The sequence below is a fragment of the Bacillus sp. F19 genome (assembly GCA_023823795.1).
Classification (GTDB): domain Bacteria; phylum Bacillota; class Bacilli; order Bacillales; family Bacillaceae; genus Bacillus_P.
In genome coordinates, this window is sequence record CP085710.1 from 3737400 (window position 1) to 3759557 (window position 22158).

General features: G+C 42.2%; 20 protein-coding genes, 1 other RNA gene and 1 other annotated feature. Of the genes, 2 read left to right on the forward strand and 19 right to left on the reverse strand.

The features are described 5' to 3' along the window. Positions 1-24: 24 nt before the first annotated feature. The 14 genes from LIT25_19280 to LIT25_19345 form a co-directional block, all read right to left on the reverse strand. Positions 25-312, reverse strand: coding sequence for a DUF1292 domain-containing protein (locus LIT25_19280; protein USK32716.1), 288 nt, complete (start codon positions 310-312; stop codon positions 25-27). Between the two features lie 32 nt (positions 313-344). Then, positions 345-761, reverse strand: a complete 417-nt coding sequence (gene ruvX, locus LIT25_19285; protein ID USK32717.1) for a Holliday junction resolvase RuvX — start codon at positions 759-761, stop codon at positions 345-347. A gap of 1 nt (position 762) precedes the next feature. Then, positions 763-1029 (reverse strand): IreB family regulatory phosphoprotein, encoded by a 267-nt coding sequence (locus LIT25_19290; GenBank protein ID USK32718.1) that lies wholly within the window; start codon positions 1027-1029, stop codon positions 763-765. 156 nt (positions 1030-1185) lie between these two features. Then, entirely contained in the window at positions 1186-3819 is a 2634-nt protein-coding gene (alaS, locus tag LIT25_19295) for an alanine--tRNA ligase (GenBank protein ID USK32719.1), read from the reverse strand. Between the two features lie 382 nt (positions 3820-4201). Continuing rightward, positions 4202-5263 carry an AI-2E family transporter gene (locus LIT25_19300; protein ID USK32720.1) on the reverse strand — a complete coding sequence of 354 codons (1062 nt, stop codon included), beginning with the start codon at positions 5261-5263 and terminating at the stop codon, positions 4202-4204. A 140-nt stretch (positions 5264-5403) separates the two neighbouring features. Further along, a complete protein-coding gene (locus LIT25_19305; GenBank protein ID USK32721.1) occupies positions 5404-5745 on the reverse strand; it encodes a hypothetical protein in 342 nt (113 codons plus the stop codon). 409 nt (positions 5746-6154) lie between these two features. Then, on the reverse strand, positions 6155-6346 hold the full coding sequence (locus LIT25_19310) for a hypothetical protein (protein USK32722.1): 192 nt from the start codon (positions 6344-6346) through the stop codon (positions 6155-6157). A 14-nt stretch (positions 6347-6360) separates the two neighbouring features. Beyond that, on the reverse strand, positions 6361-6861 hold the full coding sequence (locus LIT25_19315; protein USK32723.1) for a PRC-barrel domain-containing protein: 501 nt from the start codon (positions 6859-6861) through the stop codon (positions 6361-6363). 2 nt (positions 6862-6863) lie between these two features. Next, positions 6864-9239, reverse strand: coding sequence for an ATP-dependent RecD-like DNA helicase (locus tag LIT25_19320; protein USK32724.1), 2376 nt, complete (start codon positions 9237-9239; stop codon positions 6864-6866). Positions 9240-9268: 29 nt separating this feature from the next. Beyond that, on the reverse strand, positions 9269-9922 hold the full coding sequence (locus tag LIT25_19325; protein USK32725.1) for a tetratricopeptide repeat protein: 654 nt from the start codon (positions 9920-9922) through the stop codon (positions 9269-9271). A gap of 174 nt (positions 9923-10096) precedes the next feature. Next, entirely contained in the window at positions 10097-11215 is a 1119-nt protein-coding gene (mnmA, locus tag LIT25_19330) for a tRNA 2-thiouridine(34) synthase MnmA (protein ID USK32726.1), read from the reverse strand. A gap of 26 nt (positions 11216-11241) precedes the next feature. Then, on the reverse strand, positions 11242-12384 hold the full coding sequence (locus tag LIT25_19335) for a cysteine desulfurase (protein ID USK32727.1): 1143 nt from the start codon (positions 12382-12384) through the stop codon (positions 11242-11244). A gap of 15 nt (positions 12385-12399) precedes the next feature. Next, positions 12400-12816 (reverse strand): Rrf2 family transcriptional regulator, encoded by a 417-nt coding sequence (locus LIT25_19340; GenBank protein USK32728.1) that lies wholly within the window; start codon positions 12814-12816, stop codon positions 12400-12402. A gap of 18 nt (positions 12817-12834) precedes the next feature. Then, positions 12835-13509 (reverse strand): YitT family protein, encoded by a 675-nt coding sequence (locus tag LIT25_19345; GenBank protein USK32729.1) that lies wholly within the window; start codon positions 13507-13509, stop codon positions 12835-12837. Between the two features lie 231 nt (positions 13510-13740). On the opposite strand from LIT25_19345, the gene LIT25_19350 reads away from it, so the two are divergent. Then, positions 13741-15006 carry a replication-associated recombination protein A gene (locus tag LIT25_19350; protein ID USK32730.1) on the forward strand — a complete coding sequence of 422 codons (1266 nt, stop codon included), beginning with the start codon at positions 13741-13743 and terminating at the stop codon, positions 15004-15006. A gap of 411 nt (positions 15007-15417) precedes the next feature. On the opposite strand, the gene LIT25_19355 is transcribed toward LIT25_19350, so the two are convergent. From LIT25_19355 to LIT25_19375, 5 genes are all read right to left on the reverse strand, one after another. Further along, positions 15418-16179 (reverse strand): tRNA threonylcarbamoyladenosine dehydratase, encoded by a 762-nt coding sequence (locus tag LIT25_19355; protein ID USK32731.1) that lies wholly within the window; start codon positions 16177-16179, stop codon positions 15418-15420. A 161-nt stretch (positions 16180-16340) separates the two neighbouring features. Continuing rightward, a non-coding RNA gene (gene ssrS / locus LIT25_19360) (6S RNA) lies at positions 16341-16529 on the reverse strand. Positions 16530-16591: 62 nt separating this feature from the next. Further along, positions 16592-18370, reverse strand: coding sequence for an aspartate--tRNA ligase (gene aspS, locus LIT25_19365; protein ID USK32732.1), 1779 nt, complete (start codon positions 18368-18370; stop codon positions 16592-16594). A 20-nt stretch (positions 18371-18390) separates the two neighbouring features. Beyond that, positions 18391-19653, reverse strand: coding sequence for a histidine--tRNA ligase (gene hisS, locus LIT25_19370; GenBank protein USK32733.1), 1263 nt, complete (start codon positions 19651-19653; stop codon positions 18391-18393). Positions 19654-19725: 72 nt separating this feature from the next. Beyond that, positions 19726-19959 (reverse strand) — a binding site (T-box leader). Positions 19960-20016: 57 nt separating this feature from the next. After that, entirely contained in the window at positions 20017-20193 is a 177-nt protein-coding gene (locus LIT25_19375; protein USK32734.1) for a hypothetical protein, read from the reverse strand. A 135-nt stretch (positions 20194-20328) separates the two neighbouring features. Between LIT25_19375 and LIT25_19380 the strand changes: the two genes are divergently transcribed. After that, on the forward strand, positions 20329-22071 hold the full coding sequence (locus tag LIT25_19380) for an SH3 domain-containing protein (GenBank protein USK32735.1): 1743 nt from the start codon (positions 20329-20331) through the stop codon (positions 22069-22071). The last annotated feature ends 87 nt before the right edge of the window (positions 22072-22158 follow it).

Consider the following 22158-nt stretch of genomic DNA (forward strand, 5'->3'; position numbering starts at 1 on the left):
AAAAAACCGTCCTAAGACGGTTTCTTACTTTTCTTCCTCTTCGTTATCAAGGAATGTATTCAGCATCTCTTCTACAAGATCCCACTCTTCTTCAGTTTCAATCGGTGCTAATTCTCCGTCTACCCCGTCCGCTGTCGGTTCGAAGCTTGATGCATGAATTTCGATTTCCTCTTCATCATCCTGCTCGCCAAGAGGGTAGTAAAGCACATATGATTTTCCAAATTCTTCAGATGCAAATGTGAAAAGAATTTCACAAAGCTGTTCATTTCCATTTTCGTCTACTACTGTAATTTGTTTTTCTCCGTGTTCCATTGCAGTCACCTCATCTATAGTTTGCTGTCAGTTTAATTCAGGCTATCTAAGTATCCCTGCAAAATCATCACCGCAGCCATTTTATCAATTACTTTTTTTCTTTTCTTTCTGCTGACATCTGCTGAAATCAAAACTCGTTCAGCCGCCATGGTGGACAATCTTTCATCCCATAGTATAACCGGGATCCCAAATTTTTTCTCAAGCTTTAAAGCAAATGTCTGGCTGGCTTCACCTCTTGGTCCAACCGTTCCATTCATGTTCTTTGGGAATCCGAGAACGATTTTTTCTGCTTGATGCTCGTTCACAATCTGCGTGAGACGCTCCAGCCCGAAGTTGCCGCCGGCTTCATCAATTTTAATCGTCTCAAGCCCCTGTGCTGTCCAGCCAAATTCATCGCTGACAGCAACTCCAAGGGTTTTGGAGCCAAAATCCAAACCAATAATTCGCATATTAATCCTCTCTATGATGGTGTAAGTACGATTTAACCAATTCCTCAATGAGTTCATCCCGTTCAAGCTTGCGGATTAAATTTCTTGCATCGCGATGACGGGGGATATATGCAGGATCTCCAGAGAGCAGGTACCCAACGATTTGGTTAATCGGATTATAGCCTTTTTCTTTCAAAGCATCGTATACCGTGAACAGGACTTCATTCACATTCGTTTCCACTGCTTCCTCAGAAAAGTTAAACTTCATCGTTTTATCAAAGGAACTCATCACTCGCACCTCTTTCCCAGATTCACCTGTGGAATCTGCTTGTCCATTCATACTACCATTCTACACTAACTATTGAAATTATAAAACGGATTTCACTTTCTGGTGAAATCTTTAGAGAAATTCCGTCAGAAAGCAACAGGTTCATTGATCCTTGTATTAGATAGTTTTAACCCATTCTAATGCATACTTCAAAGCTTCTTCAAGTTTTTCAGGATCCTTGCCGCCAGCCTGTGCCATATCAGGACGGCCGCCTCCGCTTCCTCCGCATCTTACAGCTACCTCTTTAATTAATTTCCCTGAGTGGTAACCCTTTTCGACTAAATCACTTGTAACTCCTGCTGCAAGACTTACTTTTCCGTCATGAGCTGCTCCAAGAATGACAATGGCTGATCCTAATTTTTGCTTTAATTCATCGACCATTGTTCTAAGACTGTTCATGTCTTTTGCATTTACTTTGCTTGAAAGAAGGGTTACACCATCAATTTGTACAGCGCTGCCCAATAAGCTTCCAGCTTCTACATTACCCAATTTAGCTGTTAATGATTCATTTTCCCTTTGGAGAGAGCGAACTTCACTGAGCAGCGCATCTACACGGCTTGCTGCATCTTTAGGATTTGATTTCAGTTTTGATGATACCTCAGAAAGAATGGATAGCTGGTCTTTTATCAGCTGATAAGCGCCTTGTCCGGTAACTGCTTCTATTCTTCGTGTGCCTGCACCTATTCCTGTTTCGGCTACAATTTTAAACAGGCCGATGGAAGCGGTATTGTCAACATGGCAGCCTCCGCACAGTTCAAGGCTGTAATCTCCTACTTGAACAACTCTGACAATATCTCCGTATTTTTCGCCAAAAAGAGCCATAGCACCCATTTCCTTCGCTTCAGCAATTGGTTTAAGTTCGATATTGACTCCAATGCTTTTCCAGATTTGTTCGTTTACAATTTGCTCAATCTGTTCAAGCTCTTCAGGCTGAACTTGACCAAAATGTGAAAAGTCAAATCGAAGTCTTTCAGCTGTTACAAGTGATCCTGCCTGATTGACATGTCCCCCAAGAACATCTTTAAGAGCCTGATGCAAGAGATGTGTCGCAGTATGGTTTTTAATGACCGCACTTCTAGTTGTTTCATTAACAGCTGCAGTTACTTCATCATTTGTTCTCACTGTGCCGCTGATCACAACTGCAGTATGCAGGTTTTGTCCATTTGGAGCCTTTTGTACATGCTTTACTTGCAATTTGACTGCATCATTTTCAATTGTGCCTTCATCCGCAATTTGACCGCCGCTCTCAGCATAAAAAGGCGTTTCATTTAAAATAAGCTGCACTTCATCTCCAGCATTTGCATTGTCTGTCAGCTTCCCGTCTTTCAGTAGAACAGACACTGAAGCTTTCGCCGTAAGCTGAGTGTATCCGACGAAAGTGCTGTCGGCTTTAATTTCGCCAAGTACTCCGCCCTGCACCTGCATTGAATCAACATCCTGCCTTGCAGCACGTGCACGCTCGCGCTGGCCTTCCATCTCTTTTTTGAAGCCTTCATGGTCGATTTCCATTTGCTCTTCTTGTGCGTACTCTTCTGTAAGTTCAACAGGGAATCCGTATGTATCATAAAGACGGAAAACGTCCGTTCCAGGAATGATGCGGCTTCCTTTAGCTTTTTGCATTTTTACAACTTCAGCCAAAATGGACAATCCGTCATTTAACGTTTCATGGAAGCGTTCTTCTTCATTTTTTATGACTTTTTGAATAAACTCTGTTTTTGCTTTCACTTCAGGGTAGAAGTCAACCATAATTTCCCCGACAACCGGTACAAGCTCATACATAAACGGGCGGTTGATATTGAGTTTTTTTGCATATCTTACTGCTCTGCGCAATAGGCGGCGTAGAACGTATCCGCGTCCTTCGTTTGATGGAAGGGCACCATCTCCAACAGCAAATGTAACCGTGCGAATATGATCAGCTACAACCTTGAAAGCTTCATCTTTTTCATGATCAGTGCCGTATTTCTCTCCTGAAATCGTTTCAGTTGATTCGATGATCGGCATAAACAAATCTGTATCGAAGTTGGTCGGAACGTCCTGAATAACAGAGACCATCCGCTCAAGTCCCATACCTGTATCAATGTTTTTCTTTGGCAGCGGAGTATATGTACCGTCTGAATTATGATTGAACTCTGAGAATACGAGGTTCCATACTTCCAGGTATCGCTCATTTTCTCCGCCTGGGTATAACTCTGGGTCTTTAGGGTCGTTTCCATAAACTTCGCCGCGGTCATAGAAAATTTCTGTATTCGGTCCGCTTGGCCCCTCGCCGATATCCCAGAAGTTTCCTTCCAGACGGATAATCCGCTCTTCAGGCACACCAATTTTATCTTTCCAGATTAAGAAAGCTTCATCATCTTCCGGATGAATGGTAACGGACAGTTTTTCTGGATCAAAGCCAATCCACTCTTCACTCGTTAAGAATTCCCATGCCCATTCGATGGCTTCTACTTTAAAATAATCACCGATTGAAAAGTTTCCAAGCATCTCAAAAAATGTATGATGACGGGCAGTCTTGCCGACATTTTCAATATCATTTGTCCGGATTGATTTTTGTGCATTGCAAATTCTTGGATTTGCCGGGATGACTCGGCCATCGAAATATTTTTTCAATGTCGCAACTCCGCTGTTGATCCAAAGCAGGGACGGATCTTCATGAGGAACCAGAGAAGCACTTGGTTCCACTGCATGGCCTTTTTCCTTGAAGAAATCTAAAAACATTTGACGTACTTGTGCTGAAGTTAGTGTTTTCATCTTTTTTCCTCCTTTATTGCGGCTGTTTACATAAAGAAAGCTGTGTCTTTCATAAACCTTCTCTTAAAAAGCCTTTAACAAAATAAAAAACTCCCGTCCCTGTGAAAATCATAGAGATTTTCACAGGGACGAGAGATTGCTCGCGGTACCACCCTGATTATGGACTTAATGTCCATCAGCTTCATTTAACCGTAACGGGGTTAAGACGGCAGGGTTTGCCTGCACTCTGGAATAGCCTTCTGTTTCCCTTCATCCTGGAATTCCTCTCAGCCTGGGAAATTCCTCTCTTGTCAGATGGTCTGAAACGTACTCGTTCCTTCATCGTTTTTATAAAATATATGCTGTGTATACGCAGAATTATAGTTCATAGGATGTGGCAATGTCAATGCTGTCTTCTCAATTGTACGAGATGCATCAAAGTCACTTTTAAAACAGCTAATACAGGAACCGCTAAAATCATCCCGATAATCCCTGCAATTTCTCCTCCTGCCAGAAGGGCCAGCATAATGACAATGGGATGCATGTGAAGACTTCTTCCAACGATTAAAGGACCAAGGATATTCCCCTCGATAAATTGCAGGGAAAAGATAATGATGATCACAATCAGGACAGTATCAAGAGACATGGATGCTGCAATAATGACTGCCGGAACGGCTCCAATAATCGGTCCGAAGTATGGAATGACATTCGTTACTCCAATTAAAATGCCAATGACTAAAGGATATTTAATATCGAAAAACCAAAGTGATATAAATGCCAGAAAACCAATTATGAAACAAACAAGAAGCTGCCCTCTTATGTAATTTCCCAATGACTGATCAACATCCCGGACAAAAATGACTGCCTCAGGTCTCCATCGCTTGGGAGTTAAATACCAGGCTGCTTTTTTAATTTGCTCATGATCTTTCAGCATATAGAATACCAGAAAAGGAATGAGAGCGATAATTAATACATAATCGAAAACCCTTCCTATGCTATTTAAGATTCTGTCAATCCAATAGGAAAACCAGGCTTCTATATTTTGAAAAGCAGATTCAATTCTAGCGTGAACCTCTTCAGGAAACCGGTCAGTCTGATTATGGATCGTGGACAGCCATCCCTGATATTTTTTCTCAAATACCGGAAAGCTTTCAGAAAGATCCTTAAGCTGTTCAATCATAACTGGTATCCCCTTGTAAAAGCCATAACCGATCCCGCCAAAGAAAAGAGTGTAGATAATTAAGATCGAGAGTGTGCGCGGAACTCCAGTGGAATGCAGTTTCTCAATAACCGGATGCAGCAAATAGGTAATAAACCCGGCGATCAAAAATGGAAGAAGGATAGCTTTGATGATAATAAAAAAAGGATCCCAAAGGACACGGAGCTTCAAAAATAGATAAACAGAAAGCAAACATAAAAGAAAAATACCGATTCTCATCAGCCATTTAATATAGCGTTCCTTCAAAATGCATCACTCCTCATCTTTAGTTTGGGGAGGAGAGGACGAAATATGCATTGAAATTTGAATAGCGAAAACGCCTTGTTCAGCTCCTGAAGGAAGATAAGAATCCGGCGGACCGCTTTGATGCACTTTTTCCGTTCCATTCACCGCTTTGATGCACTTTTTCCGTTCCATTCACCGCTTTGACACACTTTTTTTCTACTGTGCGGCGCTTTTTCTGCTTCATTCACCGCTTTGACGCACTTTTTTCTACAGTGCGGCGCTTTTTCTGCTTCATTCACCGCTTTGATGCACTTTTTTCTACCATGAGGCGCTTTTTCTGCTTCATTCACCGCTTTGATGCACTTTTTTCTACCATGAGGCGCTTTTTCTGCTTCATTCACAGCTTTGATGCACTTTTTTCTACCATGAGGCACTTTTTCTGCTTCATTCACCGCTTTGATGCACTTTTTTCTACCATGAGGCACTTTTTCTGCTTCATTCACCGCTTTGATGCACTTTTTTCTCCCATGAGGCGCTTTTTCTGCTTCATGCTTTGATGCACTTTTTTCTACAGTAAGGCGCTTTTTCTGCTCTATTCACCGCTTTGCGCACTTTTTTTCTACAATGCGGCGCTTTTTCTGCTTCATTCACAGCTTTGATGAACTTTTTTTCTACAGTGAGGCGCTTTAATTCCAGGGCTTAGCGAAGGATCAGGGCCGCTAAACGATTATTTTATTTCTAAACAATGAAAAATCCCCTGCTATACACAGCAGGGGACAACGCATTAAAACCTTTTCATCATCCGTTTTCGCATTTTTTTCATGGAACGTTTGGACATCGGAATGCGTCCAATCAGATCTGAAAGCATTGAGGACATTCTGCGGTTCATTGCTGGTTCCCCCTTCATTACGTCTACATGCTGATTGTCCGATCATCATCTGTAAAAAGATCATCAAGAGAACTTAAAGAACCGTCCTCTTCCACTTGATGGGTAAAGATTTGGCCCTTGGATATGGACAGCTCAATAAAGCAGCCCCAGCAATAATACTGATTCACGCCAATCTTCCCAATATCCTTACTTTTACAATTCGGGCATTTTAACAATGTGGTGCACCTCGCTAATGAATAAAATCCATGACGATTGCATCTTTGCTAATGGTTAAAGACCCAGGAGGGTCAAGCTTTCGTTTTCCCTCCGTCATATCTGCAAAGAATCCGTCCGTCAGTTCATATGCTACAATGGTGCCCACTTGTTCAGAAAAGTATACATCAGCTAGAAGCCCAAGCTTCTCTCCTTCCGTAGAATAGACCGCTTTGTACTGGATCCTCCGGTGTGATTGCAGGAAATAAGCCTCTCTAAATTCAGACATCGATTTCAGACTGCTTCTGCCGTTAACCATAATCCCGTCCTTGCCTATCGTACAAATCGTCTCTGCCGGAACGATGCGCCCTTTTCTGAATAACCCTTTTTCATTTAATAACAGCCCTATAAAAGAGCCATTTGCATCAAAACAAACATCAGATACAAAACCAGCGATTGATCCATCTTCAACATCAACTGCCGGCATTCCTCTGAGCTCTGTAAATGTCCGCAGGAGAAACTCCCCCTTTCCGAACATTCTTAGATTTTGTTGTCTTCCATAAAGTCATACGGGGTAATGCCTTCCATTCCGATCATGGCATCAGCAAGGTCAAAAGGAAGCTCCTCTTTAAGCTCTTCAATAATAGGCTGTTTTTCTGAAAGCTTCATTTTTAAAGAGGTCTGACGGCTTAAATGATCTCTGTTTTCAATTCCCCGCAAAAGGGCATCTTGTTCTCCGCAAAGGATTAAAAACTGCTTGCTTCTTGTAATGGCCGTATAAATTAAGTTCCTTCTAAGCATTCTGTAATAGCTTTTGACAACAGGCACAACAACAATCGGGAATTCGCTGCCCTGGGATTTGTGGATCGAACAGCAAAAGGCATGCGTAAATTGATTGAAATCTGATTTTGTATATGTGACCTCATTGCCATCAAAAGAGATGACAATCATATCTTCTTTTTCAGTGTTTTCCTTTGCATAAAAAATGGACACAATCTCGCCGATGTCGCCGTTATAAACATTGCTCTCAGGCTGATTAACGAGCTGAAGGACTTTATCCCCAGATCTGTATACAGTCTCGCCGAATTTCATTTCCCTTTTGTTTTCAGCTTTAGGATTAAACAGCTGCTGCAGCAAAATATTAAGCTGATCTATGCCCGCAGGCCCGCGGTACATCGGAGCAAGCACTTGAACATCTCGGGCTGTATACCCTTTTTTGATGGCGTTTGATATCACTTTCTCGACCACTTCCTTTACCTGTGCACCGCTGCAACGAATAAAGGATCTGTCTTTAGTAGGTGCAGTCAGATTATCCGGCAGCCTTCCTTTTTTAATATCATGTGCAAGCTCTATTATGGATGAACCCTCTGCCTGTCTATAAATATCCGTCAGTCTTACGACGGGAACTGCCTGAGATTCAAGCAAATCACGCAGCACTTGACCGGGTCCTACAGAGGGCAGCTGATCTTCATCTCCAACCATTATGACCTGAATATGTTCAGGCAGAGCTTTAAACAGCTGATTTGCAATCCAAGTGTCCACCATCGACATTTCATCAACAATCAGCAGTTTTGCACCGATCGGGTTATCTTCCCCGTGGTCAAATCCTTCTGCACCATTCCACTTTAACAGCCGATGAATCGTTACAGCCGGAAGGCCAGTTGCTTCTGTCATTCTTTTTGCTGCCCGTCCTGTCGGAGCAACTAATGAGATTGGAAAAGGCTCTTCTTTTTTATAGTCTTTTTGCTCAAGCGAACAGCCATGCAAATCTGCGTAAAGCTCTACGATCCCTTTAATAACGGTTGTCTTGCCTGTACCAGGTCCTCCCGTCAGCAGAAGCATAGGGGACATCAGAGCCGTTTGTATGGCTTCTTTTTGAGTCGGCGCGTACTGCACTTTCATTCTCTCTTCCAGTTTTCCGAGTGAAAGCAAAAACTCTGATTCAGGAAAAATGCTGTCATATTCTGTCTGCAAAAGGACACGCTGGATACTTTTCACAAGCCCCTGTTCAGCAAAAAAGAGGGACGGCAGATAAGCTCTGTCTTCTTCAATAATAATCCCTTTATCTTCTGCAAGTTTGATTACTTGCTCCGAAATATCCGTTTCAATGATTCCTGAACTCTTCGAAGAATTCAGCAATTCCATTGATTTTATAATTAACTGCTCCAGTGAAACATATGTATGGCCCTCTTGAAGGCAAAGATGTTCAATTGTATAAAAGCAAGCCGCTTTAATCCTCTCAGGATGATTTCCGCCGAGGCCCATTTGTCCTCCAAGCTCATCAGCGCGCACGAAGCCAATTCCCTCGATATCTTTAACTAGCTGAAAAGGATTTTCCTGAATCACTTGGATCGTTCTTTCCTGATAGGACTGGTAAATTTTCATGGAAAGCTGAGGGCCAAACCCAAGCTGATTTAAAATAATCATTGCCTGCTCTAGACCCTGATGCTCCTTCAGCTGATCAAGCAGCTGTTTTGCTTTGTCTTTGCCGAGTTTCGGCACTTTGTCAAGCACGGAAGGATCTTCCATCATTTTAGAAATCGCGCCTTCACCTAGAACATCCACTATGGCTTCAGCTGTTTTTCTGCCAATCCCTTTAAACAGATCGCTTGAAAGGTATTGAATGACACCGTCGCGCGTTTTTGGAATTTCTTTCCGGTAATGTTCAGCCTGAAATTGCTGGCCAAATTTCGGATGGTGTGTCAGCATCCCAAAAAAGGTATATGTCTCATCTTCATGCAGAAGAGGAAAATAGCCTGTCACGGTTATTTCTTTTTGATCATAATTTTCGCTCGTTTCAAGAACCTCCGTCTTTAAAACGGTATAATGGTTTTGGTCATTCTGATAAATAACCGTGATGATCTTTCCTTTTAAAAACCGTTCCTGCTCTTGAAACAGGTCCGCCTTTTGCTGCACAAGATCTCCTCCCCCTGATTGCCTTCTTCTTACAGTGTTTGCATAAGCTGCTTCAAATTAGCAGCCATATCATGATCCGGCTGTATGCTCAAAGCTTGATCCAGCATGTCCATGGCTTTTTTTGCATCCTCTTTAAATGCGTAGCCTACACCTAAATTATAGTATGCGTCCGCATGATTAGGGTCCTGCTCCACTACAATCTGAAATTGACGAATGGCTTCATTCAGTGATTCCTGCTGGGCTAAACATAATCCGTATTGAAAGCGCGCTTCCGTGTCCTCTTCATTTAATTCCACTGCTCTTTGCAGATATGGAAGGGCAGGCAGCGGCTGTTCCATTTGCACATAGCTCATTCCGAGCATGAAAAAGACATCCGATTGACCCATCCCTTTTTGAATCGCTTTTAAAAACATTTTTTGCGACGCTTGAAACTGCTCGCTGTTGTAATAAACATTGCCTGCACCATAGTAGGCAGTTGTCGTGTTTGCATTTAATTCAATAGCCTTCTCAAAAAAAGAAATCGCTTTTTCAAGTTCTCCCACTGCTGCCAACAAATTTCCGAAATTCACATAACAAACAGCATCCTTGGGGTTTTCTTCAATAGCCTCTGAAAAATATCCTGCTGCTTTTTCAAAATCGCCTTTTTGCATCGCTTCTATTCCTAATGTACTTTTATCACTCATTATCAACAGCACTCCCGGCAACAAATTTTTAAAAGAAAAGCGCAAGCGCCTTGATCCGTTCTGACCGAGGAGCCAGACGCTTGCGCTAGACATAAATGTGCAAATTTTTATTCATTCCTATGACTTAAAGAAAAAACCTCAACCGACGTTGAGGTTTTAACAAAGGTTGCATCTTTAACCAACATACCAGATTTTATCATTTTTTTTAAATACTTCATCAATGGTTCCGCCGCCCAGACATTCGTCATCCTTGTAGAAAACAACAGCCTGTCCAGGTGTGATCGCACGGATCGGTTTGTCAAAAATCACTTGTGCAGTTTTTTCATCCATCATTTTCACTGTGACAGCATGATCTTCCTGACGATACCTGAATTTTGCTGTGCAGACAACTTCTCCTTCTGGCAGTTTGTCTGAAACCCAGCTGATGTTTGTAGCTGTAATCGAATCCGAATAGAGCAGCTCATTGTCAAAGCCCTGATCCACGTATAACACATTCTTTTCAAGGTCCTTCCCTACCACAAACCAAGGATCGCCGCTTCCGCCAATGCCCAGTCCATGACGCTGTCCGATGGTGTAATACATCAGGCCATCGTGCTTGCCTTTTACTTCTCCTGATAGAGTCTGCATTAAACCAGGCTGTGCAGGTAGGTAGCCGCTTAAAAATTCTTTAAAATTCCGCTCTCCGATAAAGCATATGCCCGTACTGTCTTTTTTCGCTGCGGTCGAAAGATTTGCTTCTTTTGCAAGCTCGCGTACTTTTGACTTCGGAATATTTCCAATTGGGAACATGACTTTTGATAATTGCTCTTGGGTCAGCTGATTGAGGAAATAAGTTTGATCTTTATTTTCATCAGCGCCTCTGAGCATTTTGTATTCCCCGTCGCGGTACTCAACTTGTGCATAGTGCCCTGTAGCGAGGTAATCTGCGCCAAGAGATATTGCATGCTCTAAAAATGCTTTAAACTTAATTTCTTTATTGCACATCACATCAGGATTCGGGGTTCTCCCTGCTTTATATTCATCTAAAAAATAAGTGAACACTTTGTCCCAATATTGTTTTTCAAAGTTTACTGCATAATAGGGGATTCCGATTTGATTGCAGACCTGAATCACATCATCATAGTCTTCAGTAGCCGTACAGACTCCGTTCTCATCCGTATCATCCCAGTTTTTCATAAAGATGCCGATCACATCATAGCCCTGCTGTTTTAAAAGAAGTGCCGCAACAGAAGAATCTACCCCTCCTGACATTCCAACAACAACGCGTGTGTCTTTAGGTGCTTTTTTTTGCATCTTTTTCACCTCCAGTGTCCATCATTCTAAGCTGTTAAACGTTTTACAATTCGTGCGGTTTCCAAAGCCGCCTTCTCAACTTGCTCCATTGTATTTCCAAGACCAAAACTAAAGCGGATAGAAGCTTTTGTACGTTCAGCATCCTTCCCGTACATGGCAGTCAGAACATGTGAAGGCTCAATTGAACCTGCCGTGCATGCTGATCCGCTCGATACAGCAATCCCTGCTATATCCATGTTCACAAGGATCGACTCCACATTTGTACCGGGAAAATAAAGATTCAGAACATGCGGAAGGCTGCTTTCCACCTCTCCATTAATTTCAAATGGAACATCTTCAGTCTTTAAAATATCAATTATTTTATCTTTAAACTCTTTGTAAAGTACAGTTTTTTGTTCTCTTGTTTCAAGCGCAAGCTGAACCGCGGATTTCAGCCCGGCAATGCCGGGTACATTTTCCGTTCCTGCACGCCGTTTCAGCTCTTGTTCTCCGCCGTGAGAATGCTGTTTAAGTGAGATTCCTTCTTTAACATATAGAAAACCTGTCCCTTTTGGTCCATTAATCTTATGGCCAGAAGCAGAGAGCAAATCTATATAGCTCTCTTTAACATTCAAATCAAGTATTCCGAATGCCTGTACAGCATCTGTATGGAAAAAAGCCTGATGATCCTTCAGAGCCTTGCTGATCTCCTCAATCGGCTGAATCGAACCAGTTTCATTGTTCCCATACATGATCGTGACCAATATTGTTTCAGACGTCAATTCTCTTTTCAGATCTTCAATTGAAACAGCTCCATTTTGATCAACCGGTAAATAGGTGACCTGAAATCCCTGTTTCTCCAAATGCTTGCATGTATTTAAAACAGCATGATGCTCAATCTGCGACGTAATGATATGCCTGCCTTTATGCTGATTTGCAAGAGCAGAGCCGATTATGGCTAAATTATCAGCCTCTGTTCCTCCGCTCGTAAAAATAATTTCCTTCGGTTTTGCATGAAGACTTCGGGAAATAACCGCTCTCGCCTCATCCAGCAGTCTTCTGCTTTCTCTTCCGAATGAATGAATGCTTGAGGGATTTCCGAATACATCCTGCATATGAGGAAGCATTTGGTTAATCACTTCCGGATGCATGGGGGATGTAGCGGCATGGTCCAAATAAATTCGCTCCATTTTACTCCCTCCTTTTTAAATATAAAACATATAAGATTCCTGCTCGCCATCTGTGTAGTTTGCTAAATCTTCAAGAGTTGTATTATCCAGTACATCTTTCACTGCATCGCGTATGCGAATCCATAAATGGCGCTTAGCAGGCTCTTCATCTTCCAGTACTTCTACAGGGCTGATCGGTCCTTCAAGAACTCTGATAATATCACCTGCAGTAATGGCATCAGGTTCATTTCCGAGAACATATCCTCCGTATGCTCCGCGAATACTCTTGACTAAACCGGCATTACGGAGCGGTGCAATTAATTGCTCTAAATAGTGTTCAGATAAATCATGCGTCTGAGCGATGCTTTTTAAGGAGGTTGGCCCTTCCCCGTGTTTCTTTGCAAGCTCTATCATAATTGTAAGACCATAACGGCCTTTAGTTGAAATTTTCATAAATACACCCCTATAATTCTAGCTAACTTGGTGAACACGCGGTTCTTTTCTAACTGTCTTTTCAAGCAGTGCATTCGTTGTCTTCTGACATTGCGGAAGGGTAAATCCAATGACGTACCCAATAGATAGTGTGCAGACGATTGTTCCGATAAAGACCGGTCCGCCAAGGATCCAGCCGAAAAAAAGAACAATCAATTCAATGGCTCCGCGTATCCTTGACACCTTTATGCCGGTCTTTTCAACCAAAGCAAGCATTAAAGTATCACGAGGACCAGCACCGCATCCTGCAGAAATATACAAGCCAATTCCATATCCCATCACAATAATTCCAAGCAAAAGCATCAGTGCTTTACCGGCATAGCCGGATGGGGTCTGTATAAAAGGCAAAAGCAAGTATAAATCTATAAACAAACCTACAGTCAGCATATTGACAAACGCACCTGCCTGAGCCAGCTTTCTTGTGAAGATTGATGACAATAGAAGAATGGTTCCTCCTACAATAATTGCCCAAGATCCAATCGTTAAACCAAGCTGGTAATATAAACCTATATGAAGCACATCCCACGGAGATGTGCCAAGTTCTGCTTTTATTGTAAGGACAATGCCTAAAGACATGATGAGCAGGCCTATGAAATAAATGCTCCACCTAATACTCAGCTCTTGATTCTTTTTACTGCGGAAAGCGCCCATCATTCTTCACTCCGCCTTTCGTCGGAAATCTGAAACAATCTATTTTTCCGCTGTTAATAATTGCTATTTCATAAATGAACCTATGCCATTATAGCATATTATCATTCATCAGAGCATTCAAATTGACTTATCGTTTTACTATAAGGTATATATATCAATTCTTATGACTAAGCGGGAAAGTCATGATAAGCTTAGTTAAAATAAGATTAGTGCTTCGCCCTAGGGAGGGATAACATGAAACCTCTGGCATTTCGAATGAGACCAGAAAACATTGATGAAATCATCGGGCAGGAACATTTAGTCGGCAAAGGAAAAATGATTGAGCGGATGGTAAAAGCAAAACATTTGAGCTCAATGATTTTGTACGGCCCTCCCGGAATTGGAAAAACATCCATCGCAACAGCAATTGCAGGAAGCACAAATACAGCTTTCCGAAAGCTTAATGCGGTTGTGAATAATAAAAAAGATATGGAGATTGTTGCAGAAGAAGCGAAAATGTCCGGCAAGGTCATTTTAATTCTTGATGAGGTCCATCGTCTTGATAAAGCAAAACAGGATTTTCTTCTTCCTTATTTGGAGGACGGAAAAATTATTTTAATTGGAGCAACAACAAGCAACCCCTATCATGCGATCAATCCTGCTATCAGAAGCAGATGCCAGATTTTTGAATTAAAGCCACTTGAAGCTGCTGATATAAAAACAGCACTTGAAAGAGCTTTAAAGGATGAAAAGAAAGGACTTGGCAAATACCGAGCCGTTATTTCCGAGGAAGCTCTCATGCATTTTGCTTCAAGCTGTGCAGGTGACGTCAGGTCTGCTCTGAATGCCCTGGAGCTTGCGGTCATCTCAACAGATCCCGATGAAAATGGCAAAATACACGTATCACTTGATACAGCAGAAGAATGTCTGCAAAAAAAGAGCTTTGTCCATGATAAAGACGGGGATGCTCACTATGACGTCCTTTCTGCGTTTCAAAAATCAATCCGCGGTTCTGACGTGAATGCAGCTCTTCATTATCTTGGCAGACTGATAGAAGCTGGGGATCTAATAAGCATCAACCGCAGGCTGTTAGTCATCGCATATGAAGACATTGGTCTTGCAAGTCCCCAGGCTGGAGCAAGAACATTGGCCGCCATTGAAGCGACCGAAAGACTCGGATTGCCGGAAGCGCGAATCCCGCTTGCAAATGCAGTCATTGAGCTTTGCTTATCACCAAAATCCAATAGCGCGTACAAAGCACTGGATGCCGCGATAGCAGATATTCGTTCCGGGAAAAGCGGTGAAATTCCGGCTCACCTGAAAGATGCCCATTACAAGGGAGCAGAAAAGCTTGGGAGAGGCATTGACTATCAATATCCCCATGACTTCGAGAATGGCTGGGTAAAGCAGCAATATTTACCGAATTCACTTAAAAAGAAAAAGTACTATGACCCTAAACAAACAGGGAAATTCGAACTTTCCCTTTCACAAATTTATGAAAAGCTGATGAAGCAGCAATAAAGAAAAGCGGAATCACCCGTTTAGCTCCGACAGACAGATAAGGCTCAGACTGGAAAGTCCGGGTTTGACTTTTCAGGCTGAGACGTTCTGGCCGAGGAGTTGGGTGATGGAGCTGGACAATCGAAAAGCGGAATCACCCTGTTTAGCTCCGACAGACAGATAAGGCTCAGACTGGAAAGTCCGGGTTTGACTTTTCAGGCTGAGACGTTCTGGCCGAGGAGTTGGGTGATGGAGCTGGACAATGTGTTAAGCAGAAATACCTGGTTAGCTCCGACAGACAGTTAAGAATTCCCTCAGGAAAGTCCGGGTTTGACTTTCCTGAGGGAATTTGTTCTGGCAGAGTTACTAGGAGTTTGAGCTGGACAATAAGAAAAGCGGCATGATTTCACATCATGCCGCTTTTTTTATTGTTCAGTCGTTTACACGTGTAATTTTAATATCTTTTAAAAGCTCCATAATAGCATGTCCGCCCATGATTAAACCTGCTACAGAAGGTACCCACGCATTAGATGATGGCGGCATTTTCGCTTTGCGGATCTGCGCTGCATCATTGCCTACCTTCAGACGTACATCTTCGCGAATGACAATCGGGCTTTCATCAGAGAAAACAACCTGAATACCTTTTCTGATTCCTTCTTTGCGAAGTCGGGTTCTGACCACTTTGGCAATCGGATCTGTATGTGTTTTGGAAATATCTGCAATTTGAAATCTTGTCGGATCTGTCTTATTCGCTGCACCCATGCTTGAAATAATCGGAATGCCCCTATTTAAGCATTCTTTCATTAGATGAATTTTATATGAGATCGTATCAGATGCGTCAATAACATAATCAAGGCCATAGCTGAAAAATTCCTCATATGTTTCTTCCGTGTAAAACATTTTCAGTGCAATACAATCGCATTCCGGGTTAATTTCTTTAATGCGGTCTCTCATCAAATCAGCTTTTGGCTTGCCTACTGTTGATACGAGTGCATGAATTTGGCGGTTTACATTTGTGATATCCACATCATCTTTATCTACAAGCAAAATCCGTCCTACACCAGAACGAGCAAGCGCTTCCGCAGAGAAAGAACCTACTCCTCCAATTCCAAGGACTGCGACTGTGCTGTTTTTCAAAATTTCAATGCCTTCTTTGCCTATCGCAAGTTCATTGCGGGAAAATTGATTCAGCAAAACTCTCAACTCCATTTATTTAATTCATGACTGTATTTTTCCTGAAAATGAATATATCATACTTTTCATGAAAAAGTGCTGCTCCCTATTTAATCAGAATTTCCTTCAAATAAAAACCTGCATAAGCAGAAAGCTTATGCAGGCTGAATTCTCGTTCGTCAAGTAGTCCCAATTGTGCCGTCGCTGCTATCTTGGTTTTGAACCCGCTCACAGCAGGTGGGTGTCCTGTTTCATGTATGACAAGTCCTCTGATCGAATGATGAGGCATTTACATAACGATGAAAACGTGAACTCCCGGATCAAGTAATGTTGGATCAAAACTAAGTGTACGACGTACACATCAGGACTTCTTTTTATCTTGTAAAAAGATTACCACAACAAGGTGCGGTTTTCAAGTAAATCATACTGGGCATTATTCACTCTTTTTCAGGTTTAATGCAAGATGAAGATCCGTTAATTGTGCTGTGCTGACCTCACTTGGAGCATGTGTTAGAAGGTCGCTTGCACTTGCTGTTTTAGGGAATGCAATCGTATCGCGCAAGTTTGTTCTGCCTGCCAAAAGCATGACTAAACGGTCAAGTCCAAGGGCAATTCCGCCATGAGGAGGGGTGCCGTATTCGAAAGCTTCTAACAGGAAGCCAAACTGTTCCACCGCTTCTTCCTCAGAGAAACCAAGCAGCTTAAACATTTTTTGCTGTATCTCTTTTTCGAAAATACGAATGGATCCCCCGCCTAGCTCGTATCCATTTAAAACAAGGTCATAGGCCTGAGCTTTCATGCCGCCAGGGTTCGTTTCAAACAGCTCAAGATCCTCGCGTGCAGGCATTGTAAATGGATGATGCGCTGCAAAGTAGCGTCCCGCTTCTTCGTCATATTCAACTAGAGGCCAGTCAATTACCCAAAGGAAATTGAATTTGCTTTCGTCGATTAACCCTAATTCTTTTCCAAGTTTTAGACGTAAAGCACCAAGTGCATCTGCCACTACTTGCTTTTTGTCTGCAACAAACAGTAATAAGTCGCCTGGTTCTGCTTCACTCAATGTTTTTAAGCTTGCCTGTTCTTCAGAAGGGAAGAATTTAGATATAGGGCCTTTTAGCTCCTGTTCCTCTACTTTCAGCCAAGCAAGACCTTTTGCACCATATTGAGAAACAAACTCGGTTAATGCATCAATATCTTTTCTTGAATAAGAAGCAGCTGCTCCTTTAACATTAATCACTTTTACTTCTCCGCCATTTTGCACAGCACCGCTGAACACTTTAAAGCCGCTGTCTTTCACAAGTTCGGAAACATTGACGAGCTCTAGTCCGAATCGTGTATCAGGCTTATCAGAACCATAGCGGCTCATTGCTTCGTCAAACGTCATGCGTGGAAGAGGAAGAGTTAAATCCACACCTTTTGTTTCTTTCATAATACGCGTCATCATTTCTTCCATTAATGACATGATCTCATCTTGGCTCATAAATGACATTTCAATATCCACCTGGGTAAATTCAGGTTGACGGTCAGCCCGCAGATCCTCGTCTCTAAAGCAGCGTGCAATTTGGTAATAACGGTCAAAGCCCGATACCATAAGCAGCTGTTTGAAAATTTGCGGAGATTGAGGAAGCGCATAGAATTCGCCTTCATGCACACGGCTCGGCACTAAATAGTCACGCGCTCCCTCCGGAGTGCTTTTCGTTAAAATAGGGGTTTCTACATCTAAAAATCCTTTTTCATCAAGGAAATTGCGGATGGATTTTGAAACGTTGTGGCGCATTTTGAATGTATCAAGTAAAATAGGTCTTCTTAAGTCTAAATAACGGTATTTTAAACGCACATCTTCTGAAACTTCTTCAGATCGATCTTCAATCAGGAAAGGCGGATTCTTGGCAGCATTGATAATTGTTACATTCTCTGCCTTCACTTCGATTTTCCCAGTCGCAAGAATTGGGTTTACGGTTCCCTCTGTACGTCCGACAACTGTGCCTTCAATATCCAATACATATTCACTGCGGATTTTTTCTGCAGTTTTCAGCGCATCCTCAGAAACCTCGGGATTGATCACAACTTGAACAATTCCTGTTCTGTCTCTTAGATCGATGAAAATGAGCCCGCCAAGGTCGCGGCGTTTTTGCACCCACCCTTTTAATACTACTTTTTCTCCAATTGCTGCTTCTGTTACTTCACCGCAATAATATGTTCGTCCAAACATGTGTATCTCTCTCCTTTTGTCTATGCTTTTATATAGGCTGTAAGCTCATCTAATGCCACTTCTACTTGGCTTCCTGTATCCATGTTTTTTACAGATATAATGTTCTTTTCAATCTCATCGTCACCCAATACAGCGACAAATTTAGCCTTAAAGCGATCAGCTGCCTTAAATTGAGCTTTCATTTTTTTGTCCTCGTAATCTTTTTCTGCAGTCAAGCCTGCTTTTCTGAGTTCATATACGAGTGATACAGAACGGTCTTTCGCTTTATCCCCAAGTGCTACGACGAAGCAATCGATTGATTGTTCAATTGGAAGCTCCACGTTTTCCGCATCGAGTGCAGCAAGAAATCTTTCGATGCTGAGACCAAATCCGATCCCTGGTGTTTCAGGGCCGCCAACGTCTTCCACAAGGCCATTGTATCTTCCGCCGCCGCAAAGTGTTGTGATCGCCCCGAATCCTTCTGCGTCGCTCATGATCTCAAATGCCGTGTGATTATAGTAATCTAATCCTCGCACTAGGTTAGGATCTACTGTAAACTCAATATTTAAATCCGTTAAGTATTGCTGAACTTTATTGAAATAAACTCTTGACTCGTCGTTTAGGTAATCCATGATCGAAGGAGCTGTTGCCATAAGCTCATGATTCCGGTCTACTTTGCAATCAAGGATCCGAAGCGGATTTTGCTGTAATCGTTTCTGGCAATCCGAGCAAAATTCACCGATTCTTGGTTCAAAATGAGCAATTAATGCTTCCCGGTGAGCTTTTCTGCTGTCTGCATCGCCAAGACTATTGATAATCAGCTTCAGCTTCTTTAATCCAACAGTGCTATAAAGCTCCATTGCAAGAGATATGACTTCTGCATCTATTGCAGGATTGTTGCTTCCAAGCGCCTCAACCCCAAACTGAACGAATTGGCGAAAGCGTCCTGTCTGCGGGCGCTCATAACGGAACATTGGTCCGATATAGTAAAGCTTTGTCGGCTGTGCCGGTTGAGCGTACAATTTCTTTTCCACAAATGCACGAACTGTTGAAGCCGTTCCTTCAGGTCGAAGGGTCAAGCTTCTTCCTTTGCGGTCCTGGAAGGTATACATTTCTTTTTGAACGATATCTGTTGATTCACCTACTCCTCTTTGAAAAAGCTCAGTGTGTTCAAAGATTGGTGTGCGGATTTCTTTATATTGATATAATCTGCAAATTTCACGTGCTGTGTTTTCGATATATTGCCAGCGTTCAACATCTCCAGGAAGGATATCCTGTGTGCCTCTCGGAATTTGAAATGACATGTTTTACTCCTCCAATTTACATAAACCTTCATAATTTTTGAAAATAAAAAAACTCCCGTCCCTACATAAAAATGTAGGGACGAGAGTTAGATCCCGTGGTGCCACCCTAGTTGAAGCAAAAAATGCTCCCACTCAGACAGTTAACGCCTGTCACGTCCTCCTCCTATTAAATACAGCCAGCATCGTTCAGAGGGAAACCTAAGGAGTGTTCTCTTCATCAAGTCATCATGTGAAAAGCTTTCAGCCACGGCTTTTCCTCTCTTATCATGTGTCATCTTGACTACTCTTCTCCATCAATGGTTCAAAATTATGTAGTTCTTGCTAAGATTTATATACTATCATACGAATGTTTCTGGCATTGTGTCAAGAGCGATTTAATCGTTTTTTTAATTTCTTCACTTCTCTCAGACTTAAACCATATTCACTTGCAAGCTCAAACAAATTAGAATGCTGTTCTTTTTCCGCAAATTCAAGAAAATTAACTCCAAATACATCATTATTGTTATAATGGGTTGTCTCGCCTTTATCACTGTGCCTCATGCTCATTGCTCCTTTTTAACTGTCTATCCTGTAGCATTTCCTTTTTCCTGAAAAAATATATCAAATGTCACAAGGGATAGCCGATATAAAAAGCGAATGTACTAAAAGTTATCTATGAAAAAGGAGGATCGGTCATTGTTTCGTAAACTACTCTTTTCCATCATTTGCATACTGCTTATTATAAGCCAGCTTCAAATGATGCCAATGCCTGCATCAGCTGAATCAAAAAAAGCAGTCATCGCAGTTGATGGATTAAACATCAGAAACGGCCCTGGATTAAGCTATTCTGTCATCGCCAGTGTAAAAAAAGGGGCTGTGTACAGCATCACAGACCAGAAAAAAGATTGGTATCAAATTCAATTATCGGGTAATAACAAGGGCTGGGTAGCCTCATGGCTTGTAACCCTTCAGCACTCTTCTCAAGCTCCAAAAACAAGCTCAGGCACTTCAGACACGGTCAAATCAAATGCAGAAGACTTGAGAATGCGCAGCGGTCCTGGAACAAGCTTTCAGGTAACAGGCACATTTGACAAGGGACAAACGGCATCATTTGTCCAGCAAAACTCAAATTGGGTTGAGATCTCTTATAATGGAAAAAGAGGCTGGGTTTCCAGCCAGTTTGTTTTCTTTCTAAAGAAAGAACAAGCCAAAGCACCTGCTTCCTCAGGCTCAAAGAGCGGCAAGGTCATTGCCACTTCACTGAATGTGCGCAACAAGCCTTCAACATCTGCCGACACCATTGGAAGCTTGAAAAAGAATGCTTCTGTTTCGATCACAAAGACACAGGATAAATGGCACAAAATTCAATTTAACGGCCAAAAGGGCTGGGTACATAGTGATTTTATTTCCACTGGTTCCGTTCAATCGCCTGTGAGTGGCGGCAAAAAAGGAAAAGTAACAGCAAGCTCACTTAATGTACGCAGCAGCGGCAGCTTAAACGGCTCTGTAGTCGGTTCCATCTCAAAAAATGCGGAAGTGACTATTCTTGAAACTAAAAACAGCTGGAATCATATTCAATACTCGGGAAATAAAAAAGGCTGGGTTTCCAGTTCCTATATTTCAATTTTCAACGGGCAAGGAACTACTGGCAAGGAAAAACCAAGTCAATCTAAAGTCAGTATTTTGCAAGATGGTACCAATATTCGAATAGGACCATCTACAAATCAAAGTATTCTGAGACGAGCTAATGCAGGTGAGCAATTTTCTGTTATCAGCAAAGAAGGAGATTGGTTTAAAATCCAGCTCTCCGGCAATATCTCAGGGTATGTGGCAGGATGGGTGGTATCACAATCAGGTGAAGGAAGTTCTGTTACAAGGCCTGGCGGAGATGTTACCTCATACTTAAAAAATAAAACCGTTGTTTTAGATCCTGGCCATGGCGGAAGTGATAGCGGGGCAATCGGCACCAGAGGAACCCTTGAGAAGAACCTGACGATGTCTACTGCCAAGCTCGTCTTCGATAAACTGAAAGCTTCTGGGGCAGACGTGCATCTGACGCGCAGCTCTGACAGCTACATCAGCTTAAGCTCACGGGTAAGCACGTCCCACTACAGAAATGCAGATGCTTTTATAAGTCTCCATTTTGACAGCATTGATAATAGAAGCGTCAATGGAATGACGACTTATTATTACAGCGGATCTAAAGATAAGCCGCTGGCATCACCTGTACATTCTGAATTAATGAAACAAACGAAGTTAAAAGACCGCGGAACGAAATTTGGAGATTATCATGTTATCCGTGAAAATAATCAGCCTGCCATTCTCCTGGAACTAGGGTATGTCAGCAACAGCACCGAAGAATTGACAGTCCGTTCAAGTGCGTATCAGGAAAGAGTTGCACAAGGGGTTTATTATGGACTGGCACAGTATTTTAAATAAGCATTCAAAAACACTCAGGCTCTGGCCTGAGTGTTTTTTACATGCGGTTTGGTTGTGAACTTGCCCGGTAAGGATGTTGAAGCACTT

Excerpts from the sequence above, each read along its gene's own strand:
- LIT25_19375 (USK32734.1), bottom strand. The coding sequence starts at position 20,193 with ATGAGGCACAGTGATAAAGGCGAGACAACCCATTATAACAATAATGAT.
- ruvX (USK32717.1), bottom strand. The coding sequence starts at position 761 with ATGCGAATTATTGGTTTGGATTTTGGCTCCAAAACCCTTGGAGTTGCT.
- hisS (USK32733.1), bottom strand. The coding sequence starts at position 19,653 with ATGTCATTTCAAATTCCGAGAGGCACACAGGATATCCTTCCTGGAGAT.
- LIT25_19345 (USK32729.1), bottom strand. The coding sequence starts at position 13,509 with ATGATGGGCGCTTTCCGCAGTAAAAAGAATCAAGAGCTGAGTATTAGG.
- aspS (USK32732.1), bottom strand. The coding sequence starts at position 18,370 with ATGTTTGGACGAACATATTATTGCGGTGAAGTAACAGAAGCAGCAATT.
- LIT25_19315 (USK32723.1), bottom strand. The coding sequence starts at position 6,861 with ATGTTCGGAAAGGGGGAGTTTCTCCTGCGGACATTTACAGAGCTCAGA.
- mnmA (USK32726.1), bottom strand. The coding sequence starts at position 11,215 with ATGCAAAAAAAAGCACCTAAAGACACACGCGTTGTTGTTGGAATGTCA.
- LIT25_19335 (USK32727.1), bottom strand. The coding sequence starts at position 12,384 with ATGGAGCGAATTTATTTGGACCATGCCGCTACATCCCCCATGCATCCG.
- LIT25_19280 (USK32716.1), bottom strand. The coding sequence starts at position 312 with ATGGAACACGGAGAAAAACAAATTACAGTAGTAGACGAAAATGGAAAT.
- LIT25_19340 (USK32728.1), bottom strand. The coding sequence starts at position 12,816 with ATGAAAATTTCAACTAAAGGCCGTTATGGTCTTACAATTATGATAGAG.
- LIT25_19290 (USK32718.1), bottom strand. The coding sequence starts at position 1,029 with ATGAGTTCCTTTGATAAAACGATGAAGTTTAACTTTTCTGAGGAAGCA.
- LIT25_19350 (USK32730.1), top strand. The coding sequence starts at position 13,741 with ATGAAACCTCTGGCATTTCGAATGAGACCAGAAAACATTGATGAAATC.
- alaS (USK32719.1), bottom strand. The coding sequence starts at position 3,819 with ATGAAAACACTAACTTCAGCACAAGTACGTCAAATGTTTTTAGATTTC.
- LIT25_19325 (USK32725.1), bottom strand. The coding sequence starts at position 9,922 with ATGAGTGATAAAAGTACATTAGGAATAGAAGCGATGCAAAAAGGCGAT.